This window comes from Vibrio sp. TAP-3B (assembly GCF_057784735.1).
Genome location: NZ_CM173495.1, coordinates 710,427 through 730,033, shown reverse-complemented (window position 1 = coordinate 730,033; position 19,607 = coordinate 710,427). Strand labels below are relative to the sequence as shown.

26 protein-coding genes are annotated in these 19,607 nt (G+C 42.5%); 1 reads left to right on the top strand and 25 read right to left on the bottom strand.

All coding sequences use genetic code 11. The features are described 5' to 3' along the window. Window positions 1-42 precede the first annotated feature (42 nt). The 17 genes from AC3D28_RS03515 to AC3D28_RS03435 form a co-directional block, all read right to left on the bottom strand. Window positions 43-816, bottom strand: a complete 774-nt coding sequence (locus AC3D28_RS03515) for a phosphotransferase (protein ID WP_161680526.1) — start codon at window positions 814-816, stop codon at window positions 43-45. Window positions 817-972: 156 nt separating this feature from the next. Further along, complete coding sequence (locus tag AC3D28_RS03510) at window positions 973-1,275, bottom strand: type II toxin-antitoxin system RelE/ParE family toxin (protein WP_488535551.1); 303 nt, start codon at window positions 1,273-1,275, stop codon at window positions 973-975. Further along, the gene (locus tag AC3D28_RS03505) at window positions 1,263-1,520 is read right to left on the bottom strand and encodes a type II toxin-antitoxin system Phd/YefM family antitoxin (RefSeq protein ID WP_005448240.1); all 258 of its coding nucleotides are present in this window, start codon (window positions 1,518-1,520) and stop codon (window positions 1,263-1,265) included. The genes AC3D28_RS03510 and AC3D28_RS03505 overlap by 13 nt, the downstream gene beginning before the upstream one ends. A gap of 201 nt (window positions 1,521-1,721) precedes the next feature. Next, window positions 1,722-2,156 (bottom strand): GNAT family N-acetyltransferase, encoded by a 435-nt coding sequence (locus tag AC3D28_RS03500; RefSeq protein WP_060467980.1) that lies wholly within the window; start codon window positions 2,154-2,156, stop codon window positions 1,722-1,724. Between the two features lie 664 nt (window positions 2,157-2,820). Further along, window positions 2,821-3,063, bottom strand: a complete 243-nt coding sequence (locus AC3D28_RS03495) for a hypothetical protein (protein ID WP_488535550.1) — start codon at window positions 3,061-3,063, stop codon at window positions 2,821-2,823. 166 nt (window positions 3,064-3,229) lie between these two features. Further along, window positions 3,230-3,487, bottom strand: coding sequence for a hypothetical protein (locus AC3D28_RS03490; RefSeq protein WP_488535549.1), 258 nt, complete (start codon window positions 3,485-3,487; stop codon window positions 3,230-3,232). A gap of 158 nt (window positions 3,488-3,645) precedes the next feature. Continuing rightward, window positions 3,646-4,302 carry a quinolone resistance pentapeptide repeat protein QnrVC8 gene (locus AC3D28_RS03485; RefSeq protein ID WP_206627591.1) on the bottom strand — a complete coding sequence of 219 codons (657 nt, stop codon included), beginning with the start codon at window positions 4,300-4,302 and terminating at the stop codon, window positions 3,646-3,648. Between the two features lie 330 nt (window positions 4,303-4,632). Further along, window positions 4,633-5,049, bottom strand: a complete 417-nt coding sequence (locus tag AC3D28_RS03480) for a VOC family protein (RefSeq protein ID WP_488535548.1) — start codon at window positions 5,047-5,049, stop codon at window positions 4,633-4,635. A 135-nt stretch (window positions 5,050-5,184) separates the two neighbouring features. Continuing rightward, the gene (locus AC3D28_RS03475; protein WP_419444306.1) at window positions 5,185-5,649 is read right to left on the bottom strand and encodes a hypothetical protein; all 465 of its coding nucleotides are present in this window, start codon (window positions 5,647-5,649) and stop codon (window positions 5,185-5,187) included. A 228-nt stretch (window positions 5,650-5,877) separates the two neighbouring features. Continuing rightward, on the bottom strand, window positions 5,878-6,294 hold the full coding sequence (locus AC3D28_RS03470) for a VOC family protein (protein WP_488535547.1): 417 nt from the start codon (window positions 6,292-6,294) through the stop codon (window positions 5,878-5,880). Between the two features lie 135 nt (window positions 6,295-6,429). After that, a complete protein-coding gene (locus AC3D28_RS03465) occupies window positions 6,430-6,744 on the bottom strand; it encodes a hypothetical protein (RefSeq protein ID WP_488535546.1) in 315 nt (104 codons plus the stop codon). Window positions 6,745-6,897: 153 nt separating this feature from the next. After that, window positions 6,898-7,515: an HAD family hydrolase gene (locus AC3D28_RS03460; protein WP_488535545.1), complete on the bottom strand. Its 618-nt coding sequence runs from the start codon at window positions 7,513-7,515 to the stop codon at window positions 6,898-6,900. A 148-nt stretch (window positions 7,516-7,663) separates the two neighbouring features. Further along, complete coding sequence (locus AC3D28_RS03455; protein ID WP_488535544.1) at window positions 7,664-8,071, bottom strand: DUF1801 domain-containing protein; 408 nt, start codon at window positions 8,069-8,071, stop codon at window positions 7,664-7,666. A gap of 136 nt (window positions 8,072-8,207) precedes the next feature. Further along, window positions 8,208-8,684, bottom strand: coding sequence for a GNAT family N-acetyltransferase (locus AC3D28_RS03450; protein WP_488535543.1), 477 nt, complete (start codon window positions 8,682-8,684; stop codon window positions 8,208-8,210). Window positions 8,685-8,817: 133 nt separating this feature from the next. After that, entirely contained in the window at window positions 8,818-9,357 is a 540-nt protein-coding gene (locus AC3D28_RS03445; RefSeq protein ID WP_019278123.1) for a hypothetical protein, read from the bottom strand. 154 nt (window positions 9,358-9,511) lie between these two features. Continuing rightward, entirely contained in the window at window positions 9,512-9,880 is a 369-nt protein-coding gene (locus AC3D28_RS03440) for a VOC family protein (protein ID WP_488535542.1), read from the bottom strand. Window positions 9,881-10,034: 154 nt separating this feature from the next. Next, window positions 10,035-10,574 (bottom strand): hypothetical protein, encoded by a 540-nt coding sequence (locus AC3D28_RS03435; RefSeq protein ID WP_488535541.1) that lies wholly within the window; start codon window positions 10,572-10,574, stop codon window positions 10,035-10,037. Between the two features lie 236 nt (window positions 10,575-10,810). Here AC3D28_RS03435 and AC3D28_RS03430 point away from each other — a divergent pair, with 236 nt between their 5' ends. Continuing rightward, entirely contained in the window at window positions 10,811-11,773 is a 963-nt protein-coding gene (locus tag AC3D28_RS03430; protein ID WP_488535540.1) for an integron integrase, read from the top strand. Between the two features lie 44 nt (window positions 11,774-11,817). Here the strand turns inward: AC3D28_RS03430 and AC3D28_RS03425 are convergent, their stop codons facing one another. The 8 genes from AC3D28_RS03425 to AC3D28_RS03390 form a co-directional block, all read right to left on the bottom strand. Then, entirely contained in the window at window positions 11,818-12,291 is a 474-nt protein-coding gene (locus tag AC3D28_RS03425; RefSeq protein WP_488535539.1) for a DUF2947 domain-containing protein, read from the bottom strand. Between the two features lie 96 nt (window positions 12,292-12,387). Continuing rightward, window positions 12,388-12,480 (bottom strand): hypothetical protein, encoded by a 93-nt coding sequence (locus AC3D28_RS03420; protein WP_488535538.1) that lies wholly within the window; start codon window positions 12,478-12,480, stop codon window positions 12,388-12,390. 137 nt (window positions 12,481-12,617) lie between these two features. Continuing rightward, window positions 12,618-13,202 (bottom strand): ribosomal protein S5-alanine N-acetyltransferase, encoded by a 585-nt coding sequence (gene rimJ / locus AC3D28_RS03415; protein WP_488535537.1) that lies wholly within the window; start codon window positions 13,200-13,202, stop codon window positions 12,618-12,620. A 36-nt stretch (window positions 13,203-13,238) separates the two neighbouring features. Further along, window positions 13,239-14,783 (bottom strand): transcriptional regulator TyrR, encoded by a 1,545-nt coding sequence (tyrR, locus tag AC3D28_RS03410; protein ID WP_098415793.1) that lies wholly within the window; start codon window positions 14,781-14,783, stop codon window positions 13,239-13,241. A gap of 100 nt (window positions 14,784-14,883) precedes the next feature. Further along, window positions 14,884-15,924 carry a YcjF family protein gene (locus AC3D28_RS03405; protein ID WP_488535536.1) on the bottom strand — a complete coding sequence of 347 codons (1,041 nt, stop codon included), beginning with the start codon at window positions 15,922-15,924 and terminating at the stop codon, window positions 14,884-14,886. Further along, window positions 15,921-17,297 (bottom strand): YcjX family GTP-binding protein, encoded by a 1,377-nt coding sequence (locus AC3D28_RS03400; RefSeq protein ID WP_488535535.1) that lies wholly within the window; start codon window positions 17,295-17,297, stop codon window positions 15,921-15,923. Before AC3D28_RS03400 ends, AC3D28_RS03405 begins: the two co-directional genes overlap by 4 nt. A 225-nt stretch (window positions 17,298-17,522) precedes the next feature. After that, the gene (locus AC3D28_RS03395; protein ID WP_098415796.1) at window positions 17,523-17,708 is read right to left on the bottom strand and encodes a hypothetical protein; all 186 of its coding nucleotides are present in this window, start codon (window positions 17,706-17,708) and stop codon (window positions 17,523-17,525) included. A 157-nt stretch (window positions 17,709-17,865) separates the two neighbouring features. Further along, a complete protein-coding gene (locus AC3D28_RS03390) occupies window positions 17,866-19,383 on the bottom strand; it encodes a fumarate hydratase (protein WP_098415797.1) in 1,518 nt (505 codons plus the stop codon). Window positions 19,384-19,607 lie beyond the last annotated feature (224 nt).

Sequence of the window (19,607 nt, the reverse complement as noted above, 5' to 3'; positions counted from 1 at the left end):
AGCGAAACTGCCAAGCGTTGCGAATCACTCTTAAATGCTTTGTTAGTTGCACAATGCGCACTGAATTTTTTGTTTATTTTCAGTGATATATTTTATGTCATTTAGATAAGCTTGAAGATGACCTTGCTCTATGTTTTCAGCAAAGGTTTCATTACCATTTTCAGCTTCTCTCCGCATGAACAAAACTAAAGCCTGTAATCGCTCAATCATTGCGTCCGCTAGTTGATTTCTTTCGGACATAGTTGCACCGTAACTATCACAGAACAACTTAGCTCTAGTTACCTGCTCAGAGATTGTGCCTAACTTATCATTGCTGTCAGTTTTGAAAGGCGACCAACAATAAACTGAATATGCTAAATCCCATATTCTTGGTGCAGGGTGCGCAGTATCAAAGTCAAATACACCTACAACTGTGTTCTCGGATAGAGCAACATTATAAGGGGTAAAGTCACCATGACAGATAACTTCAAAAGGCTCTCTTGGCTCTAGCATCCACTTGTGTGCATTGACATCTACTTGTTCCAAAAGTGGCACAGTTGAGTCATGTATTTTACGCAATAGTTTACCTGCTGATATGAGTGCATCCACAGTCGCAATTGCACCGATTAGAGGGTAGTTATAAGTATTACCAACAACAAAACTTAGGACTTCCTGTTCTTGGTTAATACCAAGAAATCTTGGAGATTCAGCTACATTTTCGCGCTCGAGGTGTTTCAAAATAAGGTGAATTGTAGGACTCCACGGCTGAAGAGGACGATAGACAACTTCACCATCTCGATATATTGCTGATTCTCTTCCACCTGATAATTCTTCCACGAAACCTCCTCGTGCAACTAACGCCCTGTTAAGGTGTGAGCAACGCAATACCGATGCTCCCGCATACCACCTTAAACACTAAACGCAACGCATAGTAAAAATGCCACGCGTTGCGAATCACTCTTAAACAGTTTGTTAGCCGCTCATTCCCAAAGGCTATTGCTTACCCAACAAGAACTTACGCAAATCTCTCTCTGCACGCATAACAAACAGAATAAACACTTTGTCATCGTCTTGTTTATAGAAAACACGACATGGATTAACGACAACTTCACGATAACTTAAATGTTCTAGCTCGGGTGGAATACGACCTGACTCTGGGAAAGTTTGTAGGCGTTCGACTTTGGAGAAGATCGTTTGTACTAACTGCTTTGCAGCTAAGATATTTTCAAGTGCGATGTATTCAGCGATATCATTGAGGTCAGATAACGCTGGTTCAGTCCAGATTACTTCAGCCATTTTGACATTTTGTCCTTGGCTTCATCATGACTTACAACTTTACCATCAGCTAGTGCACGCTCACCTCGTGCAATACCCTCAAGAATAGCTAAACGATTTTGCATAAATTCGTAGTCATCAACATCAACTAGATACGCAGATGGCTTACCATGCTCAGTAATTAACACTGGTTCTTTGGTGTCGTGGAGATCGGCGAGGATCTTAGTTGCTTGACGTTTGAGTGATGTAACTAGTTCTACTTTCATGAGAGCTGCTCCAAAGGAATACTAAAGTGATACTATGCTATCACTTTGAGTATAGCAAGCTCCATGACGGCTAACGCCGCGTTAAGTGGTGAGCAACGCCTACTACCCTACCTAAACCATTGTGACATAAACACTTAAACGGAAGAAAGCTGAAAACGCCATGCGTTGGGAATCCGTCTTAAACGCTTTGTTATGGGCAATTTAGACGCGCCTGATCATCTTGATATGAGGTACGCCAGTGCTCTTAGCCACATAAGATTGACCTGATGCCTGAAAGCCCAATTTTTCATACATTGATACGGCATGTAGCCTAGCATTTAAGTATATTTCTTCAGCACCCTTTTCGAGTGCTTCATGTGTCAGTTTTGTTAGAACTCTAGTGCCTAAGCCCTGACCTTGCATACTCGGGCGGACGACCATCTGAGAAATCTTAAATCGTCGGGGGCTTTCTTCGCTTAGTCTGCCATATGCGCACAATGAACCATTATTTACTACTGCAACATGAAGACTGCTGCTTTCAAGCCCATCAAACATTATTTCTCGAGGAAGACCAGGAGTTCGAAAGAACAAGTCGTACCGTAAATCCAAGGCATCTTGATATAGATCATCCGTACTTTCTAAGTGAATAAGTTCCATTTTATCTCCTTGCCCATAACGCTAAGCTAAGTAGTGAGCAACGCAATACGAAGCCACCGCATAACACCTTAAACACATAAATCAACGCATACTAAAAATGCTACGCGTTGCGAATCTGTCTTAAGCGCTTTGTTAGTTTGCCACCGCGATGAAACCAAGGTTTAGCGCCAAGATGCTGAATTAACTATGAAACTACTGGCTTTGAACACAAAAGTAAAACGGGCAGCTAAGAATTAAAATACAACCGACAAACGCACTTGGCTAAGAAGCGACATGCGGAATATAACCACGGTTTGAAGCGCTTTAACTGACAAAGGATTCGTTCGACTAACCTGACAACCAAATGTGACCAAGCCATTTGTTAACGAAATTAGTCCCCAAAACAAAGAAAACGCACCAACGAATTAGCAACAATGTTAGAACCAGTAAGTGACTAACGCACCGCAAACGCTTCCAACACAGTGCCACCGGAAAGTTCGTGAGATTGGAAAACGAACAGGTGTAAAGCATAAAAACCGGACTAGGATCTTAGACTACAAACGCTTTTCTGCCCTTTGCAAACTAACGCCAAGCTAAGCTGTGAGTGAAAGTGTGCCAAAATTAGAGCGAAGCGAAAATGGCACGCGTTCACGAATCAGACTTAAGCGCCTTGTTAGTTGCGCAGTTAAGTTATTCGTTGTGAAGTATTGAAAACACCAATTGCAATGAGACAAATTACCACGGTAATTAATCCAATATAATTGACCTTAATTTTGTCAGATTCTTTGGAAGGATACTTTCCTAACGTAAAGGATTTGGATACCACAAAACCAACACCGTAGAAGAAAAGTTCAACGACTCTTATCTCAAGAACAAATTTTATAGCAGCACCAAAAAGTCTAAGTACTGCATTTATTAAATCATCCATATCTAAACCTTTCTAATTAGCAACTAACGCCCAATTAAGGTGTGAAGCACGCGACCACAGAACTTAATTTGAACACCGTAAACACTGAACTATACCCAAACCAAAAATGCCAAGCGTGCTGAATCACTCTTAAATTGTTTGTTATATTTGGAGTAGAGAGTCCTGGCTATTTAGCAGGATATAGAGCATCAATAGTATCTATAATCCCTTCGATTGGCATTGAGTATGAAGGCCCGTTATGGCGGCCATCTTTATAGTGTATTAGATATCCGTCTTTGACTTCTAACCACTTGTTATCAATTCTAGCTTTACCGCCTGTTTCAATAAGTGAACGAAACTTCAATAGCTTAAATTCAGATGTGAACCTATAACTCATATCGAAACTTTGGTCTGTTTTCACTTTAAACTCAAAAATCTTCATCATTACCTCAGAAAATATAACGCCGCATTAAGTGGTGAGCAACGCAGACTACTGGACTTAAAGCATTGTACCGTAAACACTAAATTCACAATAAATCAAAAATGCCGAGCGTTGGGAATCCGTCTTAAATGCTTTGTTATGTGCGTAGCCGAATCTTGCGCTTAGTCAGGAACAATTATTACCCCTAATTGCTCCAGTAACTGCTCCTGTTGCCACGAGCATATTTTTACACCTGTAAGATCAATCTTTCGAGGATCTAAACCATTAAGTTCTGAATGACTTAAATCACAGCCTTGTACTCTAAACTGTTCCCAGCAGTCTGCCGAAAAAACGCCACGACTTAAATCTGATTCTTTAAATGAAGCGCCTCGAAGATTTGCACCAATCCATCTATTTTCGAACAGATCACACTTTTCAATAAGTTGCTGCTCAAAATTGGCATAGGATAAGTTACAACCTGTTATGTATGCAGAGCAAAAGTACATTTTATTCGAAACCTGATTTACAAAACTAACTTGGCTAAAATTTGCCCCTTTAAGATCACAATCTCTCAGTTCAATACCAAAGCAATTTGCCCCCTTAAAATGGGACATTGAAAGCTGACAATCTTTAAATGAAGCATCTCGGAGATCAGCATAAGAAAAATCGCACCCTTCCAGTGCCCCCTGCTCTATGAAAGTACAGTTAATGAACTGTGAATCTCGAAGGTTTGACCGCTTAAAATTACAATGTATAAAAGTACAATTGCTAAAGATATGTTCTTGCAAATTCTGATGTGAGAAGTTTACTTGATTATATAATTGCTTTGATTTTTCCATGCTGTAGCTCCAAAAAATATTTGATTTGAAGACTACCATTTACCTGAAAGTTCTCAAGAAAAACAAAACCAATAAAAACAGACACTTAAAACACCCCGTTTTAGCCAAAATAAGGCATCAAAACGGCATTTTAAAGGGTGCCAATTCAAAACAACCGATGCGGCCAGCTAGAAAAAAGTTTTAGTGAATCTGATGGGTTTTAGAGAAAGCACATAACGCCTTGTTAAGGTGTGAGGCACGCAATACCGAAGACTCCGCATACCACCTTAATCACTAAAACCAACGCATAGTAAAAATGCTACGCGTGCCGAATCACTCTTGAACAATTTGTTATGTGCGTTGCTCGATTTCTGCTTTATAGAGCTCTAAATCTACAGCTATCTCCCACAAGTAACCATCTGGATCAGAGAAGTAACCTGAAAAACCACCCCAAAACACAGGCTGTCCTTGTTTGACGATTTTTCCACCATTATCCTCAGCTTTTTTCAGCAGGTTAATAACTTCACAAGACGAACTAACATTTCTAGCCAATGTAATACCGGCAAAACCTGAACCATTTGGTTCAACACCAACATCTTTTGCTAATTCGGATTTGGGATACAGAGCTAATTCCGGACCATCAATATCCATGAATACAATCTCATCAGATTGATAATCTGTGCGTTCTAATCCAAGCACGGCTTCATAGAACTTTGCGGAAAACTCGATATTTGATACACCCAATGTAATGATTGACAGTTTTCTCATTTTATCTCCAAGCACATAACGCCGCATTAAGGTGTGAGCAACGCTACCACAGCACTAAACCAATGCGCCATAAACACGAAACCCAACGATGGAATGAAAAATGCCGAGCGTTGGGAATCACTCTTAAATGCCTTGTTATGTGACGTTTCTCAACCCCATATGCTTAACGATATTTGCATACAGAAGAGCAGTCCAGAGCAAGAACATGCAGATTTCGATCGGACTTGTGGAAACCAGCTCACTTTCCGCCCCGAATGCAGAGTGATACATCAGTACAACAAAAATCATAGGGAAAAGTAAAACCGAAAATCTAATTGAAACTACAAAGCTGATACTGAAATAACGACCCAAAAAGTCTTGGCCATTTTCACCGCCATTCGCCCTGTAAGCAAAGTAAGTTCCTAAAAGTACAATAATAACATTTAGAGCAGCTTCGACTTGAAGCCATAAATTCAGTTTCCCTGAATTTTCCTGTTGAAAGTACTCTAACGCTATAATACTAAACACGATATAAATAAGGGCGTATTTGAACCTGTCTTTCTCTGTTAGTCGCTCAGCGACGATATCACGTTTGAGAGACTCAATATTCCAGAAATACATTATGTGCCACCTTTGTAATAACGAAGACTATTAGGGTATTACTATTCACATACAGCTTTATATGCAACTAAATCTCACGTGCGAGAGGTCTCACATTTTACTCGGGTCACATAACGCCTTGTTAAGGTGTGAGGCACGCAATACCTAAGCTTCTGCATACCACCTTAACCACTAAACCTGACGCACAGTAAAAATGCCACGCGTGCCGAATCACTCTTGAACAATTTGTTATGTGCGTTGCTCGATTTCTGCTTTATAGAGCTCTAAATCTACAGCTATCTCCCACAAATAACCATCTGGATCAGAGAAGTAACCTGAAAAACCACCCCAAAACACAGGCTGTCCTTGTTTGACGATTTTTCCACCATTATCCTCAGCTTTTTTCAGCAGACTAATAACTTCACAAGACGAACTAACATTTCTAGCCAATGTAATACCGGCAAAACCTGAACCATTTGGTTCAACACCAACATCTTTTGCTAATTCGGATTTGGGATACAGAGCTAATTCCGGACCATCAATATCCATGAATACAATCTCATCAGATTGATAATCTGTGCGTTCTAAACCAAGCACGGCTTCATAGAACTTTGCGGAAAACTCGATATTTGATACACCCAATGTAATGATTGACAGCTTTCTCATTTTATCTCCAAGCACATAACGCCGCGTTAAGTGGTGAGCAACGCAGACCACTGCACTTAAAGTATTGTGCCGTAAACACTGAAGCTGAGGCAAACCAAAAATGCCGAGCGTTGGGAATCCGTCTTAAACGCTTTGTTATGTTCGTAATTTACAGCGTACGCCTAACTTCAAAAGCCACAGATTTAGAGGAAGTAATAGTATGCTACCAACTGCCCATAAAGCATCATGTAGATAGGGAAAAGCAACTCCACCTTTTAGCAGATTCAGCCCAAAGACTACTTCTAATAATCCACCAATCAACAGAAGAACGAAATACAACGGGATATATATTACCGAGACTATCCATTGGAATATTTCAACTGAAACCATGTCGTTATGAAGCAAATACGCCCAAAAAGCTTGAACAGTTGATAAGATGAAAGCAACTAATATCATTCCTTGATTTCTCATTTTTCACCTTAGAACATAACGCCGCGTTAAGTGGTGAACAACGCCTACCACCAAACCTAACTCATTGTACCTTAAACACTAAAACGGATTTGAGCGGAAATCGCCAAGCGTTGTGAATCCGCCTTAAACGCTTTGTTATGTGAAATCCTGCCATTAGAGCTGAACTCCCAGTGACTTTAAAGCTTGCTCACATTGAGCTGCACTTACAAACTGAATAGCTGACATACCGACTGCCTCTGCAACTTTAACGTTGTATGACATATCGTCAATGAACACGGTTTCTGAAGCTTGTAAATCATGTTGAGAGAGTAGTGAGTGGTAGATTTCTGGTTGAGGCTTCAGTAAACCGACTTCCGCAGATACTGTTGCGCCATCGAACAAATCCCAGAATGTATAGCGTGCTTTTAAGTGAGATACAATTTCATGCACATTATCTGTTAACGCTAATACGTTATAGCCTGCAGATTTACAGCGTTTAATAAGGTCTACGGAACCGTAGATTAGGATTTGTGTTTGCTTCACATAATAAAAAAGGCGTTCACATTCTAGTTCGGTTAAACCTATGGCTTCTTGGTACTGAGCTTTTGCGTCACTTTCAGTTATCTGCCCCTTGTTCAAACTTAGCCAAATTTCAGACTGAAATATTGATTTTGCTTGCTCTTCGAGAGAGTTTTTTTCACCAAAAGTAAGCCTAATGATCTCCAAAGGAGCCCAACGAACAACAACATTACCGATGTCAAAAACCACATTTTTTATGTTGTCAGAACTCATTTTTTACTCCTTTCACATAACGCCGCGTTAAGTGGTGAGCAACGCAGACCACCCTACCTAAACCATTGTGCCGTAAACACTTAAGCTGAAGCAAACCAAAAATGCCGAGCGTTGGGAATCCGTCTTAAACGCTTTGTTATGTGAATACCTATCGCGCGCCAAGAAACGGCAAGTTTTTTCGGTGTTGATATGTTAAGGCAAGCTCTAAGCATTGTTTGAGATCTAATACTGGCAATGGCTCTGATAAGCTTAATACGATTGCTCTATTACCTTGAAACTGCAATACATCGCCATGCAACTCTCGAAATGTGTCGACAAGTTTCGTTTGGCAGTTGAAGAATATATAATAGCTGTTTGGTGACTTTAATTTCCAGTCAATACGAACTGGGCTACCCGTCATTACGCTGTAACTTGGCTCACCCCATTTCAAAGACTCTTCAACTTCACCTAAGTCTAAGTCCGAAGAGAGTTTTAGGATTAGAGAACGCAACTCTTCGAGCCGAACTCGAACATTTGCTGGGTATTCGTCGAAACGATTTTTGACTACCTTGTCCACTGATACCTCCAATTCACATAACGCCGCGTTAAGTGGTGAACAACGCGACCACTGAACCTAAACCATTGTGCTGTAAACACTTAAGCAGAATAAAACTGAGAATGCCAAGCGTTGTGAATCCGTCTTAAACGCTTTGTTATAACCGTTTTTCCATGCGTATAAGACCCCAAACCTCACCATCGAAAGAACGAGAGCCATTTTCATGCGATGTAACGGTAAAACCAAGAGACTCATAACAATTTCTCGCAACTATGTTTCGTTCAAATACGGCCAGTGATAGTAAGCTAGCGCTGTATTTTTCTTTTGCTAGCTCGATTAACTGACCAAGCATGAGCTTTGAAACGCCCTTTCCGCGAAAGTTGTCTGAAACAAATACGCGGAAAATCCTAAAGTGCGACTCGGAAACTTTGAAGAGTTCAACATAACCAGCACTCTGATCTGAGACAATGAAAATAAAGGGAAACACATCCGCTTGGGAACAGTGGTTAGAAATTTGCACTGAATCCAATGGAAACTCAAAATTTGGACCGCCCCATTGATAATTCAATTTATCCGAGTCGATCCAACCGATTAGCAGATCATGATCTTCCTTTTCAAATGCTCTAAGTTCCATTTTCCCTCTAAGGTTATAACGCCCTGTTAAGGGGTGAGCAACGCAATATTGAAGCCGCCGCATACCACCTTAAACACTAAAACTAACGCATAGTGAAAATGCCACGCGTTGCGAATCCCTCTTGAACAGTTTGTTATACCACTGTCTCAACGTTTTTCACTGAATGCCATCTCACAAACAGCCTTTTTACAAACATCTGGTATTCAACAATATCGTCTTCACATAATGGAATAGGTCGAAACTGTTCCGGGGGAGCATGAGAAATTGCGTTCCTTAGGTTTGCCCAAAGTAGCAACTCGTCGATCTCATGTTGCTCGATTTGATAGCCACTGTTAACTAAAGCTTCTAGTTTTGACTTAAGCCCGAACAGCTTCTTGGCATTTTTATCTACAAGCTGATAAGTGATAACTGCTTCAATTAATCCCTGAAGCCTCCAGAGAGCAAACTGCCAAAGATACTGATTATCGGTATAACGATAGTAAGCAACATCATCAAGAATATCATCCGCAATTTCAGAGCTTTCACTACGAACCCTTGCGGCTTCAGATTCATACTGATGATTTCGCGCTTCTATCATTTCACGCACAATTGATACTGCATGATCGAAGTCGGATTCAGTTACACCATAAACCCAGTAGTCATTCTCTGTCAGATTTTTTAATTGCTCACGCATTTTATCTCCGAAGTGGTATAACGCCGCGTTAAGTGGTGAACAACGCAACCACGAAACCTAAATCATTGTACCGTAAACACTTAAGCCGATTTAAACTAAAAATGCCAAGCGTTGTGAATCCGTCTTAAACGCTTTGTTATATGCGTAGTTTCAACTACATAAAGACTGCTTCAAGTTTGTTTCCATCAACATCTCGGACAAACGCCGCATAGTAAGTTTCACCGTACTCAGGACGCAAACCTGGCTTGCCTGCACACGAACCACCAAGCTCCAATGCAGTAGCATAAAACTGATCAACGGCATCTTGATTCGGCGCATTGAAAGCAATGTGAGTACCATTCCCCGAAGATGCAATATTTTCACATGGACAACCGACCCAAAACTCAAAGTTTTCCCCGTAGGCAGCCGCTACATTTTCGATGTAATGAGAGCGTTTTATGAACAACGCGGATAGAATTGAGTCGTAAAAACCCACGGCAGATACCACATTTGAAACACCAACTGAGACGTGATTTAAAATCATTTTAAACTCCCTTTTGCTCAAAGATTTTGAAAGCATATAACGCCCTGTTAAGGGGTGAGCAACGCAATATTGAAGCCGCCGCATACCACCTTAAACACTAAAACTAACGCATAGTGAAAATGCCACGCGTTGCGAATCCCTCTTGAACAGTTTGTTATACCACTGTCTCAACGTTTTTCACTGAATGCCATCTCACAAACAGCCTTTTTACAAACATCTGGTATTCAACAATATCGTCTTCACATAATGGAATAGGTCGAAACTGTTCCGGGGGAGCATGAGAAATTGCGTTCCTTAGGTTTGCCCAAAGTAGCAACTCGTCGATCTCATGTTGCTCGATTTGATAGCCACTGTTAACTAAAGCTTCTAGTTTTGACTTAAGCCCGAACAGCTTCTTGGCATTTTTATCTACAAGCTGATAAGTGATAACTGCTTCAATTAATCCCTGAAGCCTCCAGAGAGCAAACTGCCAAAGATACTGATTATCGGTATAACGATAGTAAGCAACATCATCAAGAATATCATCCGCAATTTCAGAGCTTTCACTACGAACCCTTGCGGCTTCAGATTCATACTGATGATTTCGCGCTTCTATCATTTCACGCACAATTGATACTGCATGATTGAAGTCGGATTCAGTTACACCATAAACCCAGTAGTCATTCTCTGTCAGATTTTTTAATTGCTCACGCATTTTATCTCCGAAGTGGTATAACGCTTTCTATACGGCTATTTGCCGCCTTTCAAGCAAGCTACCGCCCTCTTTCTCGACAAAATAAATATGAATGTTAGCACTTACCTACATGAAACAAATAGAAAAATAGTATGGATATGTGTGTTCGAGCGCGCAATTAGACGGCTAAAAGAACGTTAATTTTGAGAAGAGTGATAAATTATCAAAACTGTATAAATAAACAGGTAAAGATAACAATGAAAAGTCAGTTTTTATTGAGTGTTAAAGAACATATGATTACCCGTCACTATGCCAACAAAACAATTGATAGCTACTTATTTTGGATAAAGCGCTTCATAGCTTTCCACCAGCTTGCACATCCTTCCACATTAGCTGAAGACGATGTTGTTCAATTTCTTAGCCATCTAGCTGTTAAAGAAAAAGTCGCAGTAAAAACGCAAGCTTTGGCACTTAATTCAATCTCTTTCTTATACAGAGACTACTTTCAAACCCCTTTATCCCTTGATATGAGGTTTCAAAAGTCACTAACTGAGAAGAAACTACCTGTTGTACTAACACGCGAAGAAGTCAGAAGGTTCGTTCAGCATATGGATCCGAAATATAAGCTACACACTCAATTACTTTATGGTTCAGGCCTTCGAGTGATGGAATGTTTGAGGTTAAGAGTTCAAGACATTGATTATGACTATGGCGCTATTCGTGTATGGCAAGGAAAAGGAGGAAAAAACCGAACGGTCACGTTAGCAAAAGAACTGCACGAGCCACTTAAAGCGCAAGTAAGTCTCGCGAGAAATTATTATTTTAAAGATCGGCACATGCCAGGATACGCGGGGGTCTATATTTCTGAAGGATTAAGACGCAAATACCCAAAAGCAGAGTTGGATTTTAACTGGCATTTTTTGTTCCCGTCAGCCAAGTTAAGTATTGATCGAGAAACTGGAGAACTAAGACGACACCATATCAATGAAAGTGCGATACAAAGAGCGGTAAAGCGTTCTGCACAAGATGCTGGAATTGAGAAAGTTGTGACTTGCCATACACTACGGCATAGCTTTGCAACCCACTTATTAGAATCTGGGGCTGACATTAGGACCGTTCAGGAACAGTTAGGACATACCGATGTTAAGACAACACAGATCTACACGCACGTCATCGAACGAGGTGCAGGCGGTGTGTTAAGCCCACTATCGAGTCTTTAGGCAAAACAAAGCCACCTCAGAGGGTGGCTTTGGTAAAAAATAACTTATTGACGGACACCGAGTTTCACATTGCCTTTTGAATCAAACCAAAGCGCTTGTGAGCGACGGCGTCCAATTAATATCGGACCATCGTCATAAAAGAGAAAGTTTTTCCAATGCTTTTTAAAAATCGACCATTTTGTTTCGATTACATTGTACTTCTCATAGCAAAAGTACACGGTCACATCATCTTGCCAATCAATATGAACTTCTACTTCTTGTGGCATTTCTGGCTCATCCGATTCCCATACCGCCATCCAATCGACCGTTTTTGACCAATTAGGCTCATTCATAGGCCAATCTTGGGAGCTTAAGTGATCCATATCTGGACTTTGGGCACTAATATTCTCTTTCCAAAACTGAGCTGATCGCGCTTGGCTCATTGGTTTTATTAACGCTAAGTCTTCTTTTGGCACCGGCATTGACTGGTGAGTAAAAATCCATTTTCTTTGGTATTCGTCCAAAGGCAAATAAGACATTCAGTCTCCTTTATTACGACTTCAGCCAACCTTTTATAGTGGCATTTTCAATCAATTTTTGGCTTTGTTCCATAAGGGAACAACGCCAACTTCAATTCATTTATTAATAGTAAGCACTTGTTCACGAGTGACACCATGCGCTTTCCAACGTTGACCATCATTATGATCGTTCAAGAGCACTGGAATCAACCGTTCGAGTGCTTGAGCATCTTCTGCGTCATCACACTCTGCAACTTCAAATTCATGTTATAGCGCGAATAGTTGTTGGTCTGGTTCTCTGCAAGCTTGCCAAACAAAGCTTCTGCGGCTTTTCTAACCATCCCATACTAATGTTTCTCTTGTTGCCAACTTGGATTAGTTAATGACGCTAACACATGGTCTTGCCATTTCCCATTGATCAAAAGGTAGTCTTTTGCGTAACCTTCTTTACTAAAACCAACGTGCTCTAACACCGCCTCACTTCGTTTGTTATGCGGCATATAGCCCGCTTGGATGCGATGTAGCTTTTGGACATCAAACATATATTCGCAAGCCATTTTTAAACCGCGGCGCATATAGCCATGGCCTTGTGCTTTTTCTGCCAAGGAGTAGCCAACGTTGCACGAATAAAATGGGAATCGACTCAGACTGCTAAGCGAGATCGTACCTAACATCTCACCTGAGTTTGCATTGATCAACAAACAATAATAACCAAGCCCCATACGGTGCAACTCGTTAAGTTTAATGAGCCTTTTTAGCCAACCATTGACAGAGTAAAACACGTCATCACGAGCTGGTTCAAATGGTTTTAAGTGCTCTCGGTTAATTTGGAAATACTCGGCAATCATGTCGGCGTCGCCAATCTCAGCAGTACGCAGAAGTAAGTCGCCGTCCTGCTTATGAACGGCGATGGATGAGCTTTTATCTTCCATTACAAATGACAATCCCCGTTTACCATCTGACTCGATTTAATTCTTGCGAATCCCATAATCACGCAGTTTATTGGCGATAGAAGTGTGCGAGACATTCAAACGTTTGGCCAACTTTCGGCTTGAGGGGAATGACTGATATAAACGTTCCAATATCTGGGATTCGTAGTCACTCATTATCTCATCCAGAGAGCCGTCGATGTTGAGAGTGATGTTGCCGCCACCTACTGTCTGCGGCTGTGGTAAATTAAAGTGTTCAGCTTTTAACAAATCGCCATCCATTTCAGTCAACGCGCGCAGTACCATATTGTCGAGCTGGCGCATATTTCCAGGCCATTGATAATTAGCTAACGCATCCACTAACCCTTCATCAAACTCAGGTTTATCGATACCAAGTTGCTGAGCATGCTTAGCCACAAATAAATCCAGTAATGGCACGACGTCGTTTGAGCGCTTGCGTAAAGCTGGGATGCTTAACGTCAACACATTTAAACGGTAGTATAAATCTTCTCGAAACAAGCCTGCTTCAGATAATTCAGCCAAGTTATGTTTGGTTGAAGCGATAATGCGGACATCGGCGTGCATCTCGTCTTCTGCGCCCACACGGCGGAAGTTACCATCTTGGAGAAAACGAAGAAGCTTAATTTGCAGGTGTGAACTCATCTCACCAATTTCATCAAGAAATACCGTGCCACCGTTCGCTTGTTCGAAAATCCCTTTGTGCCCTTGCTCATGATTGAATGACCCCGGAGCATGGCCGAATAGTTCTGTTTCCGCGACATCGTCCGGCATTGAAGCGCAGCTTAATACTAAGAACGGTTTGCTCGCACGACTTGAGCGGCTATGACACGCTTTAGCTAGCATTTCTTTACCAGTGCCAGTCTCCCCTTCAATCAATAGCGGTTGATCAAGTACGGACAACTTTTTGGCTTGGTTCATTAATGCTTTATGGCGATTGGACAACCCAACAAAATGTTCAAAACCAAGTGGGTTGTGCAGTGGTAGCGCTTCTTCAATTTTGGCGACTTGTTGATTAGAACGAATCGTCATAAGAGTACTGGCTAAGGTCGAGTTTTGTGCCTCATCTCGGATATAAACAGGCATAAGCTCAAGAATATAATCTAAGCCATCAATAACGAGATTTTCTCGTGTACGACCATTAACGCCTTCCGTCCAACGAGAAAAACGTACGCTTGGTAATAAGGTACCAATTGGAGTGCCAATCACTTCTTGCTTGTGAAGCCCAAGTAGTGACAAGGCAGACATGTTTGCCATATCAACGGCGCCTCTAAGATCAATGGCAAAAACCGGATCAGGCAAATTGTCTACCAATGAGAGCAGCTCAGTGTTGTGGCGCTCCATCGGCATAAACTGGATTTTACGTACGTCTTTCACCCCCGGTATACGGCGGATTTCAGCCATCAATTCACTGAACGTATCAAAGTCAATATCTGGGCAATTTAGATAGATAATGCCGCTGATGTCGATTTCGATACCACGTAAATCGATACTTTTTGACGCTAAAATATCGAGTAATTCTCGGGTTAAGCCGAGTCGATCTTCACATAAGACTTCAAGACGCACTGAAAATATCCCAATTCGCAACTGTCAGGAAAAGTTGACAGTAGTTTCTACCATGCTTGGTATGGCGTCAAGCAATCCTACCTATCAAAGGTGATATTCGTTACGGTTTCATCGTAATTGATGCAACTTTCGCCGCTACGGCTTTGCGAATCATCCCGAGTTTTACTTGACGCTGCGGGTACCAAGGTAAAGGACGAAGTAATGTCATGGCTTTTAGACCTAATCGAGCGGTAAGAATCCCGACACCAAGTCCCTGCCCTGCTCTTGCTGATACTTTCCCCGCCAAATCCATCGACATTAAGTCCATGCCTGCATCTATGGCTAATTCACTGGCCCCCGCGGCGGCCATGTTAACGAATACCGCTCGCAATAACTTAATCCGCGAGGCATAGCCCAACTCAACGCCATACACTTTGGAAAGATTATCGATCATTTTAAAGTTGCGCCACGCCACCAACAGCATATCGGCGGCCGCCAGTGGGCTGACTGCCACTAAAGCCGCAGACTCAGTGGCGTGCTGAGACACGATCTGCGTCGCTAGCTTGTCTTGTTGGCTGACGACCATTGCGTCATACATGTCGAGAATTTCTGCGTCACTGTGCGCCGGATTGATGCTGTTCTTCCATCGATCAAAACCTGGATTTTCTGCCAGTACGCCACTTTGTTCGGCCACTTTCTCGCAAAACGCTTTACCTTTGCCGACACTCTCGCTCTGCACGAGAAGTTCACCTTCTTCTTGGATACTAAAATGATTTCTTAGTTTTCTCAGTTTCCACAATTCTTTACCTATTGCGGCTAAGCCCAAAGAAGCGATCCCTGTGATAAACCCAGCCCAACCTAACGCTAACCAATCAGAGTTTTGTATCGCTGTAACAACGGAGTTCACCGCCTGCCACCCTAGCAAACCTGCAAAAGCGCTAAATATTCCTGTTGTGAACCATTTTCGTCCTGATTTTGGACGGATCACATGCTCAAGTTGGCGTTCTGCTCCGGTTTCTGCTTGCTCTTCTTTCATTTCAACTGGCACAAAGGCTTCATTTCGACCAAAGGCCTTCTGTGCGGTTAACTCTAGATCGTCTGATTGCACCTCTTTTTCTAATGCCTTTTCAGAGAAAACTTGTTTTTTCTTCAATTCACTCATGCCAACTTGTCTCCAATCAGGTAATCCAGCGCTTTATCCAAGCGAATGTGTTTCACTGGCTCATCATTTGTCGAAGGCATCGGGCGGAACGACGTAAAATCAAAACCACTGTTTTGCCAGTAAGCTGCATTAGGAAGCTTTTTAGGCACATCTCCTGGGAACATCGTCATTGGTTCACCATCTAATGTGACCCCTTGTAACGCTGGAATGGTTTGATCTCCAGACGCAATAAAACCTGTTGTGGTTGCCTGAATAGAAGCGATGCTCATGCAGCTCATCTCAATATTCTCGTAAGCCGCTGTTTGCCACGCCGGATGCACCATTTGTTGCAGTAAAGACACCAAGTTGGGATGCTGGTCAGGCGTAATGTGATCGGCTTTTGTTGCCGCGAAAAGTATTTTGTCTATCTTTGGTGAGAACAAACGACGCAAAAAGCTGCTGCGACCATAACGGAAACTACGCATGATTTGTTCGAGTGCTTGGCGCATATCGTAAAACGCTTCATCACCGGCATTGAGCGGCTGCAAACAATCTACCAGTACAATCTGGCGATCGAATGTCGCAAAGTGATGCTTGTAGAACGCCTTCACGACTTTCTGCTGATATTCATGAAAGCGCGCTTCTAGCATCGCCAAGTTGCTGCCTTTCACTGGCTTGGTTTCTGAGTCATATCGACACGGAAAGAATTGCAGCACGGGCGCACCTGCAAGTTCACCCGGCAGGACAAATCGCCCTGGTTGCACCCAGTGTAGCCCTGCGTCTTTACATGCATGAAGATATTCTGTGTAGCAATGTGCCACCTTCTCTAACTGCTTTTCGTTCACGTCGGCAGAGAGATCTACATGGTCCAATTCGGCGAGCCACGCTTGCGCTAACTCGCCACGCTGCCCTTTAAGTGCGTCAAATTGAGTTTGCGACCATGTCGCGAAATCCATACCCAGTAACGGTAAATCAAGCAGCCACTCTCCAGGATAATCGATGATATCGACGTTCAAAACTGCCGTTTTACTCAATAGCTTTTTGGTGGCTTTGTTTGGTTTATATTTCAGCGCTAAGCGAATCTCGCTTACATCGCGCGTTGGTACTGGCCATTGAGGAGGGGTAGCATGTATCTGGCTCATGGCTTCATCATAGGCAAAACGGGGGACCATCATATTGGCTTGTGGCTCTCGTTTCGCCCCAATAAGACGCTTGTCTCTTGCCGCTGTCAACAAAGGCAAATTATCGTGGGTGGCCGTGTGGAGCAGCTGATTAACAAGTGAAGTAATAAACGCCGTTTTACCCGCGCGAGAAAGCCCTGTCACTGCGACTCGGACGTTAGAGTCCATACCTCTGTTGATAAAGTCATTCACTTCTTTCTTAATTCTTTTCATTGCTGTTCTTTATCTCATCCACTTTGTGTAGCTATAAACATTCAACCTGTATGAGTTTAACTTTATATACCTTAATTAAAGATGAACAAAGTATTCACGCTCAAATGGCCAAAAATAGAAAAAGCCCCTGAAAACTTCAGAGGCTTAAACTTTTGATCTTTTATCGCTTTACTTCCCATACCGTCACGACACATACGGCAAAGCAAGTTATAGGCCCAATATGGTTTAATCATTCTCGATCAGTTTATAGATAACAAATAGGGCAATTTCCAGCATCAGCCATAATGCACAGGTGATGGTGACATATTTACCATTAAAGATACTGATACCGTGAAGAATTAAGTCGTAGCCAACAAAGCCGCCTACCACTACAGCAAGAATAATTTGTAGAATCTGAATAAAACGAGGCATGCGGTCTCCTAATTATTGTTTGCATAACATTGAATTGCTATACCTAATTATATAGACAAAAAGTGCAGTTTTCGCTGCACTTTTCCCAATTGTTTGCGATTTAAATCAGCACTTTGTCACACTCTCTCTATTGAGCACTGCAAGATTACTGTTTCCTTTACGCTTCCATTTCCTGAATTTTCACTTTCCAAGTATCTGGACCGACTTGGTGGGCATTCACACCATTCGAGTCTACCGCAACCGTGACTGGCATATCTTCGACTTCAAATTCGTAGATCGCTTCCATGCCTAAATCTTCAAACGCAACAACACGAGATTTCTTAATTGCTTTTGACACAAGGTACGCCGCACCGCCTACGGCCATTAAATAAACCGCTTTGTGGTTTTTAATCGACTCTACGGTCGCAGGACCACGCTCTGCTTTACCAATCATCCCCATAATGCCGGTTTGTTCTAACATCATATCAGTGAACTTATCCATACGTGTTGAGGTTGTTGGACCTGCCGGACCGACAACTTCGTCACCTACGGCATCAACTGGGCCTACGTAATAAATAAATTTACCGTTGAGGTCGACCCCTTCTGGTAGGCCTTCGCCACTTTCTAACATACCTTGAATCCGTTTATGCGCAGCATCACGGCCGGTCAGGATTTTACCAGATAGAAGAACGGTTTCGCCTGTCTTCCACTCTTGTACCTCTTCTTTCGTTACCGTATCAAGGTTAACGCGACGCGTATTTTCGCCCGCTTCCCAAGTGATGTCTGGCCAATCGTCTAGTTTAGGTGGCGTTAGCTCTGCTGGGCCGCTGCCGTCAAGCGTGAAGTGTACGTGACGAGTCGCCGCACAGTTCGGGATCAAACAAACAGGCTTAGAAGCCGCATGCGTTGGCGCGGTTTTGATCTTCACATCAACAACGGTCGTCAAACCGCCAAGGCCTTGCGCGCCGATCCCAAGCTTGTTCACGCGGTTGAAGATATCCAGACGAAGTTCTTCCTCTGCGTTTTGTGGGCCACGATCGATAAGCTCTTGAATATCGATGTGTTCCATTAGCGATTCTTTTGCCAGTACCGCTGCTTTTTCAGCCGTACCGCCGATACCAATGCCAAGCATGCCTGGTGGACACCAACCCGCGCCCATGGCTGGTAGCGTTTTTTCTACCCATTCAGCAATGTCGTCAGATGGGTTTAGCATTACCATCTTGGTTTTGTTTTCAGAGCCGCCACCTTTGGCCGCGATCTGAATTTCAACTTTATCGCCAGGAACCATATTGATGTGTACGACAGCTGGCGTGTTGTCTTTGGTATTTATACGTTTACCAGCCGGATCCATAAGTACTGACGCACGCAATGGGTTATCTGGGTTCGTATAAGCTTGTCGAACCCCTTCATCTACCATTTGCTGAACCGTCATGTCCGTTGAGTCCCACTGCACGCCCATACCAATATTGACAAAACAAGTCACGATACCGGTATCTTGACAAATTGGTCGATGGCCTTCGGCCGACATACGCGAATTGATTAAGATTTGTGCAATCGCATCTTTCGCGGCTTGGCTCTCTTCGCGGTGGTAGGCTTTTTCAAGGGCTTGAACAAAGTCTAGCGGGTGGTAGTAAGAAATATACTGTAGCGCATCAGCGACACTGCTGATCACATCCTGCTTGCGTATTACCGTCATTACATGCCTCGTTATCGTTATGCTTCCATTATTGGCTTGGCTTCAATCGTGTTTGTTGAGCTTATTGCTCTTTTGAGTGAGCTTCGTTTTTTATAAACAATTGTCGAACGGCTGATATCGACACACGAAACATTGAAGTTGCCTGCTCGTATAGTTAAAACCCTCTCTGACCCCTTTGTATAGAGGGAGTTTGGCTATACAGGGGAATATGATACTCTTGCCGA